Source organism: Citrobacter sp. Res13-Sevr-PEB04-36, assembly GCF_015672735.1.
Lineage (GTDB): Bacteria > Pseudomonadota > Gammaproteobacteria > Enterobacterales > Enterobacteriaceae > Citrobacter.
In genome coordinates, this window is sequence record NZ_JADABY010000043.1 from 22,727 (window position 1) to 36,214 (window position 13,488).

Here is a 13,488-nt window from a genome sequence, read left to right on the forward strand (position 1 = left end):
AGCGAGCGCAGCCAACGCTGTTGCGGCCCAAAAGACGACGAAAATTATGCGATTGTACGTTTGATCTCAATGATTTCGAATACTTCGATCATATCGCCAACGCGAACGTCGTTGTAGTTCTTAACGCCGATACCACATTCCATGCCGTTACGGACTTCGTTAACGTCATCTTTGAAGCGGCGCAGGGATTCCAGCTCACCTTCATAGATAACCACGTTGTCACGCAGAACGCGGATTGGGTTGTGACGCTTAATCGTACCTTCGGTAACCATACAACCTGCGATGGCGCCAAATTTCGGTGATTTGAACACGTCACGTACTTCAGCCAGACCGATGATCTGCTGTTTCAGTTCCGGAGACAGCATGCCGCTCATCGCTGCTTTCACTTCGTCGATCAGGTGATAGATGACGGAGTAGTAACGCAGATCCAGGCTTTCAGATTCAATCACTTTACGTGCAGAGGCATCAGCACGGACGTTGAAGCCAACCAGAATCGCGTTGGATGCCGCAGCCAGCGTGGCGTCGGTTTCGGTGATACCACCTACGCCAGAACCGATGATCTTCACTTTCACTTCGTCGGTAGACAGTTTCAGCAAGGAATCGGAGATCGCTTCGACAGAACCCTGAACGTCAGCTTTCAGGACAACGTTCACTTCGTGAACTTCGCCTTCGGTCATGTTGGCGAACATGTTCTCGAGTTTAGATTTCTGCTGGCGAGCCAGTTTAACTTCACGGAATTTGCCCTGACGGTACAGTGCAACTTCACGCGCTTTTTTCTCGTCACGTACGACGGTCACTTCATCACCGGCAGCCGGAACACCGGACAGACCCAGGATTTCCACCGGAATGGACGGACCAGCTTCCAGGACTTCCTGACCCAGTTCGTTACGCATTGCACGAACGCGGCCATACTCGAAGCCACACAGTACGATATCGCCTTTGTTCAGCGTACCTTCACGAACCAGAACCGTTGCAACCGGACCACGACCTTTATCCAGGAAGGATTCGATAACGGCACCGCTCGCCATACCTTTGCGTACCGCTTTCAGTTCCAGAACTTCAGCCTGCAGCAGGATAGCGTTCAGCAGGTCATCAATGCCGGTACCTGCTTTCGCAGAAACAGGGATGAACTGAGATTCGCCGCCCCACTCTTCCGGCATAACACCGTACTGGGACAGTTCGTTCTTCACGCGATCCAGATCGGCTTCTGGCTTATCGATCTTGTTCACAGCAACAACCAGAGGCACCTGCGCTGCTTTCGCGTGCTGGATAGCTTCAATGGTCTGCGGCATCACGCCGTCATCTGCTGCAACAACCAGAACAACGATATCCGTTGCCTGAGCACCACGAGCACGCATAGAGGTAAACGCGGCGTGACCCGGGGTATCCAGGAAGGTGATCATACCGTTGTCAGTTTCAACGTGGTACGCACCGATGTGCTGAGTAATGCCGCCTGCTTCGCCAGAGGCAACTTTCGTTGAACGAATGTAGTCCAGCAGAGAGGTTTTACCGTGGTCAACGTGACCCATGATGGTCACTACCGGTGCGCGAGCTTCAGCCGCAGCGCCAGTATCACGGTCGCTCATTACCGCTTCTTCCAGCTCGTTTTCACGACGCAGGATTACTTTGTGGCCCATCTCTTCGGCAACCAACTGTGCGGTTTCCTGATCGATAACCTGGTTGATAGTGGCCATTGCACCCAGCTTCATCATCGCTTTGATGACCTGAGAGCCTTTAACCGCCATCTTGTTCGCCAGTTCACCAACGGTGATGGTTTCGCCAATCACAACGTCACGGTTAACGGCCTGAGCTGGCTTCTGGAAGCCCTGCTGCAGAGAAGAACCTTTACGCTGCTTGCCGCCTTTACCGCCACGAACCGCTGCACGCGCTTCTTCACGGTCTGCTTTAGATTCAGCGTGCTTGTTACCTTTCTTCGCCGGACGCGCTGCTTTCGTGGTGCGAGTACGACCACGGCCGCCTTCTACTTCACGATCGTTTTCGTCTTCTGCCTGGCGAGCATGCTGAGAAGTGGTGACGTGATAATCGCTCTTATCCTCTTCACCTTTTGCTTTCTCTTGCTCTGCCCAAACACCGGCATTTTCTTCCGCCATACGACGGGCTTCTTCAGCCACACGGCGAGCTTCTTCTTCAAGCTTGCGACGCGCTTCTTCTTCCGCTTTACGCTTCAGTTCTGCGGCTTCATTTTCACGGCGGGCTTTTTCGGCCTGGGCGGTTTTAGTCATATCGTCGGTCTGTTGATTGCTCACTTTGTCTTTTTCCGCAGCTTCACGTTTCGCTTTATCAGCGGCTTCACGTTTAGCTTGTTCTGCGGCCTCACGTTCGGCTTTTTGTTGCGCCTCGCGTTTAGCAGTTTCTTCTGCCTCACGACGGGCTTGCTCTTCCGCTTCACGCTGCGCCTGCTCTTCCGCGGCAAGGCGTTCTGCCTCTTGCGGATCGCGTTTCACAAAGGTGCGTGTCTTGCGGACTTCGATTTGTACCGATTTACTTTTTCCACCGGTACCAGGAATATTGAGAGTACTGCGCGTTTTACGCTGCAATGTCAACTTATCTGGTGCAGAGCCGTTCTCACGGTTCAGGTGCGCCAGTAAGGTTTGTTTCTCTTGTGCGGACACAGAGTCGTCAGCAGACTTCGGGATACCTGCATCAGCAAATTGCTGTACCAGGCGATCCACGGAGGTCTGTATCTCTGCAGCCAGCGTTTTTACGGTTACATCTGTCATACTGTTCCTTCCTGCTACAGTTTATTACGCTTCGTCGCCGAACCAGCAAATATTACGGGCAGCCATAATCAGCTCACCGGCTTTTTCGTCGGTCAACCCTTCGATATCAGCCAGATCATCAATGCCCTGTTCAGCGAGATCTTCCAGCGTACAAACACCACGGGCAGCCAGTTTGAAGGCCATATCACGATCTAATCCTTCCAGATTCAGCAGATCGTCAGCCGGTTTGTTATCACCGAGGCTTTCTTCCTGGGCCAGTGCCAGAGTGGTCAGTGCGTTTTTAGCACGCTCGCGCAGCGCTTCAACGGTTGCTTCATCCAGGCTGTCGATTGCCAGAAGCTCTTTCATTGGCACGTAGGCCAGTTCTTCCAGCGTAGCAAAACCTTCTTCTACCAGAACGGTCGCGAAATCTTCATCGATATCGAGATATTTGGTGAAGGTATCAATGGCAGCATGCGCTTCAGCCTGATGCTTAGCCTGCAGGTCATCAACGGTCATGACGTTGAGTTCCCAACCGCTCAATTGTGAAGCCAGGCGGACGTTCTGACCATTACGTCCAATCGCCTGAGCCAGGTTACCGGCTTCAACCGCGATATCCATGGTGTGTTTGTCTTCATCCACCACGATAGACGCGACGTCTGCAGGCGCCATTGCGTTAATCACGAACTGTGCCGGATTATCATCCCACAGGACGATATCGATACGTTCGCCGCCCAGTTCGGTAGAAACCGCCTGAACGCGTGCACCGCGCATACCTACGCAAGCACCCACCGGATCGATACGCTTATCGTTGGTTTTCACCGCGATTTTCGCACGAGAACCCGGATCGCGAGCCGCCGCTTTAATTTCAATCACTTCTTCGCCAATTTCTGGCACTTCAATGCGGAACAGTTCAATCAGCATTTCCGGTTTGGAGCGCGTCACAAACAGTTGCGCACCGCGTGCTTCCGGGCGAACGGAGTACAGAACACCACGGATACGGTCACCCGGGCGGAAGTTTTCACGCGGCAGCATGTCTTCACGCAGAATCACGGCTTCAGCATTGCTGCCGAGGTCCAGCGCAATGTTGTCACGGTTAACTTTCTTCACCACACCGGTGACGATCTCACCTTCGTGCTCGCGGAATTGATCAACAACCATCGCGCGTTCAGCTTCACGAACTTTCTGTACAATAACCTGTTTCGCCGTCTGGGTGGTGATACGGTCAAAGGTGACTGATTCAATCTGGTCTTCAACGTATTCACCCACGTTCAGACTTTCGTCTTCGTAACGTGCAGCTTCCAGGGTAATTTCTTTGGTTGGCTGAGTGACCTCCTCCACAATTACCCAACGGCGGAAGGTATCGAAATCACCGCTTTTACGATCGATTTCTACACGAACGTCGATCTCTTGTTCGTATTTTTTCTTTGTTGCTGTAGCCAGCGCACTTTCCAGCGCTTCAAAAATTTTCTCGCGTGGCAGCGATTTTTCATTGGATACGGCTTCAACAACAGCCAAAATTTCTTTGTTCATCGCGGGCTTTTCACCTCAATCCAGACTGTTAAAAGTGGGGAACCAGGTTCGCCTTCTGGATATTACTCAGCGCGAACACTTCATCTTTACCGTCGACTGTGACAGTGATCATCTCACCATCCACCGCTTTGATAACGCCCTGCCATTTACGGCGATTTTGTACCGCCATACGAAGAACCAGCGTGACTTCTTCACCCAGGAAACGCACGTAGTGTTCAGCCGTGAACATAGGACGGTCGAGACCCGGCGAGGAGACTTCCAGGTTATAGGCAACGGTGATGGGATCTTCAACGTCCATCACGGCACTAACCTGGTGGCTCACATCAGCACAATCATCAACATTGATGCCATCTTCACTATCAATATAGATGCGCAGTGTGGATGTGCGACCACGAATAAATTCGATGCCGACCAGCTCGTAGCCCAGGGCTTCAACTGGTGCTTTAATCATCTCTGTTAATTTTTGCTCTAATGTGGACAAGCCCACCCCCAAGACATAAAAAAAGGGCCTAAAGCCCAGTTATTCTGTAATCAGATAACAAAAAACCCCGATAAATCGGGGCTTTAGATAACTGAACCCTATAACCGCACCTGCGGTTCGGAGAACCTTCCGAAAGAATTTTTTTTCAAATCCAGCTACGAAGGCCTAAGTCTTCACAGTATATTTGAAAAAGAACTCTAAGGGAAAGTGGTTGCGGGGGCCGGATTTGAACCGACGACCTTCGGGTTATGAGCCCGACGAGCTACCAGGCTGCTCCACCCCGCGCCTGAAACGTGGCAAATTTTACTCGCTTTGGGTAAAAGATGCAAATACTGCTGGGATTTGGTACCGAGGACGGGACGTAAAATCTGCGCACAGTATATTGATTTTCTATACCTTATGTCAACCTTGTTACTACTATGCAAATGAATGAATGCCAGCCTGCGCAAATTCAGCGGGACACAGCAAAGATAAATCTGCCCTCATCGCCGTAATTTAACGAAATTATCACTAAACTCTTCCTGTCACCGTAAAAAGGTGATTAAATGAAAACTCACTTATTTTGCATAAAAATGCAATTAACATTAAAAGCCGACCTCTTCACCAGTCTATCAAGCAGGGTTTTATTTTATGACGACGATTCTCAAGCATCTCCCGGTAGGTCAACGTATTGGTATCGCTTTTTCCGGCGGCCTGGACACCAGTGCAGCACTGCTGTGGATGCGACAAAAAGGGGCTGTCCCATATGCATATACTGCGAATTTGGGACAACCGGATGAGGATGACTATGACGCCATCCCTCGCCGTGCAATGGAATATGGTGCTGAGAACGCTCGCCTGGTTGATTGCCGCAAGCAACTGGTTGCCGAAGGGATCGCAGCGATCCAATGTGGTGCATTCCATAACACCACCGGCGGACTAACCTACTTCAATACCACACCACTGGGCCGTGCGGTGACCGGCACCATGTTGGTCGCCGCCATGAAAGAAGACGGCGTGAATATCTGGGGTGACGGCAGCACCTATAAAGGCAACGATATTGAACGTTTCTATCGTTACGGTCTGCTGACCAACGCCGAGCTGCAAATTTACAAACCGTGGCTGGACACGGACTTCATCGACGAGCTTGGTGGTCGTCATGAGATGTCCGAATTTATGATCGCCTGCGGCTTCGACTACAAAATGTCTGTAGAAAAAGCGTATTCCACTGACTCCAACATGCTTGGAGCAACGCACGAAGCAAAAGATCTGGAATTCCTCAACTCCAGCCTGAAGATCGTTAACCCGATTATGGGCGTCAAGTTCTGGGATGAGAGCGTGAAGATCCCGGCGGAAGAAGTGACCGTGCGTTTTGAGCAAGGCCATCCGGTTGCGCTGAACGGCAAAACCTTCAGTGATGATGTTGAGATGATGATGGAAGCCAACCGCATTGGCGGCCGTCATGGTCTGGGCATGAGCGATCAGATTGAAAACCGTATTATCGAAGCGAAAAGTCGTGGTATTTACGAAGCCCCGGGGATGGCGCTGCTGCACATCGCCTATGAGCGTCTGCTGACTGGCATTCACAACGAAGACACCATCGAGCAGTATCACGCTCACGGTCGTCAACTGGGTCGTCTGTTGTACCAGGGCCGCTGGTTCGACTCTCAGGCACTGATGCTACGTGACGGTCTGCAGCGTTGGGTTGCAAGCCAAATCACTGGCGAAGTCACGCTGGAGCTGCGTCGCGGTAACGACTATTCCATTATGAATACCGTCTCTGACAACCTGACCTACAAGCCAGAACGTCTGACCATGGAGAAAGGTGACTCCGTCTTCTCACCGGACGACCGTATTGGTCAACTGACTATGCGTAACCTGGATATTACCGATACCCGCGAGAAGCTGTTCGGCTATGCCCAGTCAGGTCTGCTGACCGCCTCTTCCACCACCGGTCTGCCGCAGGTTGAGAATCTGGAAAACAAAGCGAAGTAATCGCCAGCAAAAATGACAAAAGCCGCGCAAGCGGCTTTTTTATGCGCGGAATTTAAGGTGTGAAGCGCGTAGATGTGAGTAGGTCGGATAAGGCGTGTAGCCGCCATCCGACAATTTGCAGGACATGCCTGATGGCGCTATCGCTTATCAGGCCTACGGATCACAACATACAGACGAAAAAAAAGACGCTTTTCAGCGTCTTTCTTTCGGAATATTGGTACTGAGGATGGGACTCGAACCCACAAGCCCGTTAGGGCACTACCACCTCAAGGTAGCGTGTCTACCAATTCCACCACCTCAGCACAGATACTACTATTAACGCGGGATATCGCTGGTCGGCTGAGCCGGAGCAGCTGGCTGAGTTTGCTCGGTTTTCGCCGGTGCACTCAGATTTTCCCACTCACTTCCTTTATTGGTCTTATTGCTGTTCATGTTACCCAGCACCAGACTGATAATGAAGAACAAGGTTCCCAATACAGCTGTCATTCGGGTCATGAAGTTACCAGAACCACTTGAACCAAACAGTGTACCAGAAGCGCCTGCGCCAAAAGAGGCTCCCATATCAGCGCCTTTACCTTGCTGCAGCATGATCAAGCCCACCAGGCCAATTGCCACAATAAGGAAAACTACTAAAAGAGCTTCGTGCATAATCAACCTGTTCCTTGCGGAGTTGCCGCGTACCAATGCTTCGACCATTAAAGCGGGAATGTTTAACTGTTTCCCACTGAAGCGGGTGTGAATACTAACCAATGCGAATAACCTTCGCAAGGGCAATTTAAGTGTATTGTATCAACTGAAGAAAAAATCGCCACATCAATCAAAAACGCAGCAATTTATCCCAGCATCGCTGCATCACAGGCCGCTGATCGTCAAGGTTTGCCCAGACAACGACCGGAATTTCATCCATCAGATCTGAATTATCTGGCCAACAGTGGATAATCTCATGGTTCACTAATTCTTCAGCCACCATCGACTCGGGTAACCATGCCATTCCCATATGACGCAGCACCATTTCCCGAATCGTTTCGCTTAGCCCACTCTCAAAGACCTTTTTCAGCCGTGGACGAACATGCTGCTCCAGTGGATCGATAATGTGTCTGACAAAGGTATAGTCGCTATAACAAAGCCATGGGATCGGGGCATCAGGGGAATTAAGCTGGTCTGCCAGCTGGGCTGAAATAACCGGGATGAACCGCTCATATCGCCACAATGAACGTTTTAATCCCCTGGCAATCTCCAGCCCCGGCTGCGAAGACGGTAAATCGTAGGTCACCAGAAAATCAATCTGCCGGTTTATCAGCGCGTTAAAGTGATTATCAATCCCCTGAATACTGGCATTTACCGTAAAGCTTAATTGCGGTTCACTTTGACGCAGATAATTGATCATATCAGGCAGGATATTCACCGACAGCGTGTGCAAACTGACCATCACCAACGTATTATCCGTTGTCGGCATCATGGCGGCCAGTTCATGACGCGCCTCTGTCAGCGTGCTGAGGACGTGACGGGCATAGGGTTCAAACCGTTCGCCATAACGGGTTAACGTAACGGGAGTCGTGGTGCGGTCAAATAGCGGGACACCTAACATTTCCTCCAGCGCTTTAATACGTCGACTTAGTGCTGGCTGAGTAATATGCCGCTGTATGGCGGCCTGGGAGTAATTCCCATGCTGACTTAAGGCCAGGAAATCGTCTAACCACTTACTATCCACGTCTCATTCTCCACCATTCCATATCCGTATCCTCCGATAACAAATCGGAAATAGTCACAGTTATAGTAATGGCTTTAGTGTGGACCGCATAACAACAATATTTTGTTTCACCTGCCGATACCCCCTCCCTTGACGTTTGACAGGACTGATATGTTTACTTTACTGACCAATGCCCGTGTATTTTCCCCAGAGGATTTAGGCCTCTGCTCTCTGCTCATACATACCGATCGTATTGTGGCAGTAGACAAAGATATTTCACGCTTCGATGGCGTTAACGAGGTCATTGATTGTCGGGGTCAATGGGTTATCCCGGGAATTATCGACCAGCATGTCCATCTGACCGGCGGTGGGGGAGAAGCAGGATTTGCCAGCCGGACGCCCGCCGTCAAACTACGCGATTTACTTCAGGCCGGTATTACGACGGTCGTCGGCGTGTTGGGCACCGATGCCATCTCTCGCTCACCCAAAGACCTGTACGCCAAAATGCAATCTCTGAATCTGGAGGGCGTACGCGCGTTTATGCACACGGGTGCCTATGCAGTACCCAGCCCGACGATTACACAATCTATTCGTGATGACATGGCCTTTATCCCGGCCATTCTTGGCGTTAAAATCGCCCTCGCCGATCACCGCGGTTCATACCCTTCCTTCCAGGAGTTATTGAGAATAGTCAGCGATATCCGCGTGGCCTCACTACTGGCGGGCAAAAAAGGGCTGCTGCATGTGCACCTGGGGAATCTGCCGGAAGGGATGTCGCAACTTATTGAACTATGTGATGCGGGTATTCCAATTCACCATATTTCACCGACGCATGTTGCAAGGACAGAGCCATTATTCGAACAGGCGATCGCTTTCGCCCATCGCGGCGGCCATATTGACGTGACATCTGGCGGTAGCCGTTTTATGCCCCAGGAACAGGCTATTCTCCACGCGCTGGAGGCTCAGGTTCCAACCGATCGCATCACCATCAGCTCGGATGGCAATGGCAGCGTGCCGCGCTTTAATACTCAGGGTATGGTTGAAGGACTCACGGCTGCACCGGTAGGCGGTAACCTTGCTCTGCTCCCTCGCCTGATCGATGTCGGTATTCCAGTCGCACAAGCCGTTGCCATGATGACGGCAAACGTTGCGCGCTCGCTGGGTATTACCGGCGGCATGCTTTGTGCCGGAGAACGCGCCGATATTTGCGTACTCAATGATGACCTGTCACTGGCACATCTGTTTGCTGCGGGTAAGCCGTTGCTGCGTGATGGCGAGTGCCTGGTCAACGGCAATTTTGAGTGAGGATCAGAGAATGTCATTATTGCTGGCGTTAGTCGCCATTATCTTTGCCGGACGGTTGATCCTGAAAAAGTATCACCCTCAGTCCGTGCTGCTACTCACCGGGATTGTATTGCTACTCATCGCCCATTTTAGCGGAATGACCACGCTCAGTAGCCTGGTGAAGAAAAGCACCGGGTTTGGCCCCTTTGATGCGTTTGAGTTTATCCGCGATACCCTGAGCGTGCGCCTGGGTGGCCTTGGTCTGCAAATTATGCTGATTGGCGGCTTTGCCACCTATATGTCAGCCATTGGTGCCAGCCAGGTGCTGGTTCGGGTGACTTCGCGTCCATTACAGCGTCTGAACTCACCATATCTCCTGCTGGGGCTGGCGTTGCTGCTGGGGCAATTTTTGTCGCTGTTTATCAGCAGCGCCACGGGGTTGGGTTTGCTGCTGATGGCAACGCTTTACCCGCTTCTCACCCGTCTTGGCTGCAGTCGTGCCGCCGTCGCCGCCGTTATCGCCAGTACCTGCGCGGTCGAGTTTGGCCCCGGCTCCGGTAACTCGGTTCTTGCCGCCAAAACAGCGGGTATCGAGGTGGTGAACTATTTTGTTCACGATCAGCTTCCCATCGTCGTGCCGGTCATTCTTTTCATCGCCCTGCTCCATATTGTCGTCCAACGCTTTTTCGATCGTCGGGCAAGTGGCGACGATGCGGCCCAGCAAATGCAGACGTTAACGGCCAGCGAAGAAACCAACGCCCCGGTAGCCTGGCTGTTTCTACCGATGCTGCCGTTGGTATTGATGCTACTCTGCAGCGATTTACTGTTTAGCTCACTCAAAATTACGCTGGATACCGCCGTTCTGATTAGCCTGGCCATTACACTGATTTGCGAGTATTGCCGTCACCGCAAGGCTCGTGAAGTTATGGCTGGCGTGCAAAAAGTTTTCGACAGCATGGGCAGCGTATTTGCCACCGTCGTAACGCTGATTATCGCTGGTGAAGTTTTTTCTGCCGGGCTGAAAGCGATTGGCGCGGTCGACGCGCTACTGTCACTCTCCGGTGAATTTGGTCTCAGCGCCGCCTCAATAATCCTGCTGATGACGCTGATCACCTTTGCGATTTCCGCGCTGATGGGATCGGGGAATGCGGCATTCTTCTCCTTCGCCCCTATGGTGCCGGATATCAGCCGTCATATCGGCAGCGATATCGCCGTGATGATGCTGCCTATTCAGATATCGGCGGGTATTGGCCGGACGTTATCGCCAATTGCGGGTGTGATCATTGCCATCGCCGGGATCGCAGGCGTATCGCCGGTAGAGATTGTTAAACGTACCGCAATTCCGATGCTGGGAGGATGGCTGCTGATGATTGTCCTGACATTTGCCCGTTCTGGACATTTGCTGGCGGTACTGCCGTGGCTGGCAGGTCTTGTGCTGATGATGGCCGGGGGCTACTTCTGGCAACATCGACGCAAACAGACACTTTCAGTTGGATAAGAAAAAGCCGGAGTCTCGGACTCCGGCATTCACGTTTTAGGGCTTAAACTGCTTTCACCGCGTCCGCAATACGGTGCGCGAATTCAGTGACCTGCGCTTCATCTTCACCTTCAACCATCACACGGATTAACGGCTCGGTACCTGACTTACGCAGCAGAACACGACCACGGCTACCCAACGCCGCTTCGACATCTGCCATCACCGATTTCACGGTTTCATGCTCCAGCGGATCGCCGCTACCGGCGGTGAAGCGGACGTTCACCAACAGCTGTGGGAACATTTTCATGCCGCTACACAGGTCGTGCAAACTCATATGGTTACGCACCATTGCTGCCAGCACCTGCAGACCCGCCACAATACCGTCACCGGTGGTGGTTTTATCCAGCAGGATCACGTGCCCTGAGTTTTCAGCCCCGATGCGCCAGCCTTTTTCCTGCATTTTTTCCAGCACGTAGCGGTCACCCACTTTCGCCCGAGCAAAGGGAATACCCAGCTGCTTCAGCGCCAGTTCGAGACCCATGTTGCTCATCAGCGTACCGACAGCCCCACCACGCAGTTGCCCCTGACGTAACGCTTCACGGGCGATGATATACATGATCTGGTCACCGTCGACTTTGTTGCCTTCGTGGTCAACCATGATCACACGGTCGCCATCGCCGTCCAGCGCAATGCCCAGATCGGCTTTTTCCGCAATCACGCGCGCCTGTAGCGCACGAACATCGGTCGCACCCACTTCTTCATTGATGTTGACACCATCCGGCTCACAGCCAATCGCAATGACGTTTGCGCCTAATTCGCGCAATACATTTGGCGCAATGTGGTACGTCGCACCATTAGCGCAATCCACCACGATTTTAAGCTCACTCAGGCTCAACTCATTCGGGAAGGTGCCTTTGCAAAACTCGATATAGCGACCGGCAGCATCAACGATACGGGTAGCTTTACCCAGTTCAGCGGAGTCCACACAGGTGAGCGGCTTTTCCATCTCGGCTTCAATGGCTTCCTCAACGGAGTCAGGTAATTTAGTCCCGTCGATAGAGAAGAATTTAATCCCGTTATCATAAAACGGGTTGTGCGAGGCGGAGATAACGATCCCGGCTTCGGCACGGAAAGCACGCGTCAGATACGCAACCGCGGGGGTTGGCATTGGACCGGTGAAAGAGGCAGACAGGCCCGCTGCGGCCAGACCGGCTTCCAGCGCCGACTCCAGCATATAACCAGAAATACGCGTATCTTTGCCAATAATAATTTTACGTGAACCATGACGTGCCAGCACTTTTCCTGCCGCCCAGCCCAGTTTGAGCACAAAGTCAGGTGTAATTGGGGCGTCGCCTACGCGACCACGGATCCCGTCAGTGCCAAAATATTTACGATTACTCATAGCGTTTTTTTTCCTTTGCAGACAATGTGGCTTCCACCACACGCATCGCTTCTACGGTTTCTTTGACGTCATGGACACGAATAATCTGCGCGCCCTGCATGGCAGCAATCACCGCACATGCCAGACTTCCGCTCAAACGTTCAGATGGTCCCACGTTCAGCAACTGACCAATCATTGATTTTCGTGACATCCCGACCAGCAGCGGCAGATTAAAATGATGAAACTCCGCCAGGCGTGCCAGTAATGTGTAGTTGTGAGTGAGATTTTTACCGAAACCGAATCCCGGGTCGAGCAACAATTTATCTTTTGCGATCCCAGCCCGTTCACAACGTGCTATTTGCTCAACAAAGTAGCGATTTACATCAGCAAAAACATCTTCGTACTTTGGTGCTTCCTGCATGGTCTTCGGCTGCCCCTGCATATGCATCAGGCAAACGGGTAACCCGGTTTCCGCCGCAGCTTCCAGCGCGCCTGGCTCTGTCAGGGAGCGAATATCATTAATGATATGCGCGCCGACTCGGGCACATTCACGAATCACTTCCGGTTTTGAGGTATCCACCGAGATCCACACTTCAAAGCGTTGAGCAATGGCTTCAACCACCGGGATCACGCGTTCCAGCTCATCTTCCACGCTGACGTCTGCCGCTCCCGGCCGCGTGGATTCACCGCCCACATCAATGATAGTCGCCCCGGCGTTAATCATCAGGTTTGCGTGTTTCACCGCTTCAACCAAGGTGTTGTGCGCGCCGCCATCAGAAAAAGAGTCCGGCGTAACGTTCAAAATCCCCATGACGTGGGGATGACTGAGATCCAGTGAAGAACCCTGAGCAAAGAGTTTCATAGTGTTATCCCTGGTAAAATCTTGAATAAGCAGATAAGAAAAACCCCGGAGCAAGCCCCAGGGTTTTCAATTAAAACATGGTCATC

Annotated in this window: 10 protein-coding genes and 2 tRNA genes; 3 read left to right on the top strand and 9 right to left on the bottom strand. The window is 52.1% G+C overall.

Features of this window, described 5'->3' with window-relative positions:
- Nucleotides 1-44: 44 nt before the first annotated feature.
- The 4 genes from infB to IMQ48_RS12825 all read right to left on the bottom strand — a co-directional run bounded on the left by infB (nt 45) and on the right by IMQ48_RS12825 (nt 5,019).
- On the bottom strand, nt 45-2,741 hold the full coding sequence (infB, locus tag IMQ48_RS12810) for a translation initiation factor IF-2 (RefSeq protein ID WP_135324181.1): 2,697 nt from the start codon (nt 2,739-2,741) through the stop codon (nt 45-47).
- A gap of 24 nt (nt 2,742-2,765) precedes the next feature.
- The gene (gene nusA / locus IMQ48_RS12815) at nt 2,766-4,253 is read right to left on the bottom strand and encodes a transcription termination factor NusA (protein ID WP_196209346.1); all 1,488 of its coding nucleotides are present in this window, start codon (nt 4,251-4,253) and stop codon (nt 2,766-2,768) included.
- Nucleotides 4,254-4,281: 28 nt separating this feature from the next.
- On the bottom strand, nt 4,282-4,734 hold the full coding sequence (rimP, locus tag IMQ48_RS12820; protein WP_135911333.1) for a ribosome maturation factor RimP: 453 nt from the start codon (nt 4,732-4,734) through the stop codon (nt 4,282-4,284).
- Between the two features lie 208 nt (nt 4,735-4,942).
- A tRNA-Met gene (locus tag IMQ48_RS12825) sits at nt 4,943-5,019 on the bottom strand.
- A 345-nt stretch (nt 5,020-5,364) separates the two neighbouring features.
- Between IMQ48_RS12825 and argG the strand changes: the two genes are divergently transcribed.
- Nucleotides 5,365-6,708 carry an argininosuccinate synthase gene (gene argG / locus IMQ48_RS12830; protein ID WP_196209347.1) on the top strand — a complete coding sequence of 448 codons (1,344 nt, stop codon included), beginning with the start codon at nt 5,365-5,367 and terminating at the stop codon, nt 6,706-6,708.
- Nucleotides 6,709-6,923: 215 nt separating this feature from the next.
- Here the strand turns inward: argG and IMQ48_RS12835 are convergent.
- From IMQ48_RS12835 to IMQ48_RS12845, 3 genes are all read right to left on the bottom strand, one after another.
- Nucleotides 6,924-7,010: transfer RNA gene (locus IMQ48_RS12835), tRNA-Leu, on the bottom strand.
- Between the two features lie 13 nt (nt 7,011-7,023).
- On the bottom strand, nt 7,024-7,356 hold the full coding sequence (gene secG, locus IMQ48_RS12840; RefSeq protein WP_003025000.1) for a preprotein translocase subunit SecG: 333 nt from the start codon (nt 7,354-7,356) through the stop codon (nt 7,024-7,026).
- Nucleotides 7,357-7,525: 169 nt separating this feature from the next.
- Nucleotides 7,526-8,419: a LysR family transcriptional regulator gene (locus IMQ48_RS12845; RefSeq protein WP_196209348.1), complete on the bottom strand. Its 894-nt coding sequence runs from the start codon at nt 8,417-8,419 to the stop codon at nt 7,526-7,528.
- Between the two features lie 150 nt (nt 8,420-8,569).
- Between IMQ48_RS12845 and iadA the strand changes: the two genes are divergently transcribed.
- Both iadA and dcuC read left to right on the top strand, forming a co-directional pair.
- The gene (gene iadA, locus IMQ48_RS12850) at nt 8,570-9,703 is read left to right on the top strand and encodes a beta-aspartyl-peptidase (RefSeq protein WP_196209349.1); all 1,134 of its coding nucleotides are present in this window, start codon (nt 8,570-8,572) and stop codon (nt 9,701-9,703) included.
- Between the two features lie 10 nt (nt 9,704-9,713).
- Nucleotides 9,714-11,180, top strand: coding sequence for a C4-dicarboxylate transporter DcuC (gene dcuC, locus IMQ48_RS12855; protein ID WP_196209350.1), 1,467 nt, complete (start codon nt 9,714-9,716; stop codon nt 11,178-11,180).
- A gap of 43 nt (nt 11,181-11,223) precedes the next feature.
- Here the strand turns inward: dcuC and glmM are convergent, their stop codons facing one another.
- Nucleotides 11,224-12,561 (bottom strand): phosphoglucosamine mutase, encoded by a 1,338-nt coding sequence (gene glmM / locus IMQ48_RS12860; protein ID WP_196209351.1) that lies wholly within the window; start codon nt 12,559-12,561, stop codon nt 11,224-11,226.
- On the bottom strand, nt 12,554-13,402 hold the full coding sequence (folP, locus tag IMQ48_RS12865; RefSeq protein WP_196209352.1) for a dihydropteroate synthase: 849 nt from the start codon (nt 13,400-13,402) through the stop codon (nt 12,554-12,556). The genes glmM and folP overlap by 8 nt, the downstream gene beginning before the upstream one ends.
- Nucleotides 13,403-13,488: the final 86 nt, after the last annotated feature.

Excerpts from the sequence above, each read along its gene's own strand:
- iadA (WP_196209349.1), top strand. The coding sequence starts at position 8,570 with ATGTTTACTTTACTGACCAATGCCCGTGTATTTTCCCCAGAGGATTTA.
- glmM (WP_196209351.1), bottom strand. The coding sequence starts at position 12,561 with ATGAGTAATCGTAAATATTTTGGCACTGACGGGATCCGTGGTCGCGTA.
- infB (WP_135324181.1), bottom strand. The coding sequence starts at position 2,741 with ATGACAGATGTAACCGTAAAAACGCTGGCTGCAGAGATACAGACCTCC.
- nusA (WP_196209346.1), bottom strand. The coding sequence starts at position 4,253 with ATGAACAAAGAAATTTTGGCTGTTGTTGAAGCCGTATCCAATGAAAAA.
- argG (WP_196209347.1), top strand. The coding sequence starts at position 5,365 with ATGACGACGATTCTCAAGCATCTCCCGGTAGGTCAACGTATTGGTATC.
- secG (WP_003025000.1), bottom strand. The coding sequence starts at position 7,356 with ATGCACGAAGCTCTTTTAGTAGTTTTCCTTATTGTGGCAATTGGCCTG.
- dcuC (WP_196209350.1), top strand. The coding sequence starts at position 9,714 with ATGTCATTATTGCTGGCGTTAGTCGCCATTATCTTTGCCGGACGGTTG.
- folP (WP_196209352.1), bottom strand. The coding sequence starts at position 13,402 with ATGAAACTCTTTGCTCAGGGTTCTTCACTGGATCTCAGTCATCCCCAC.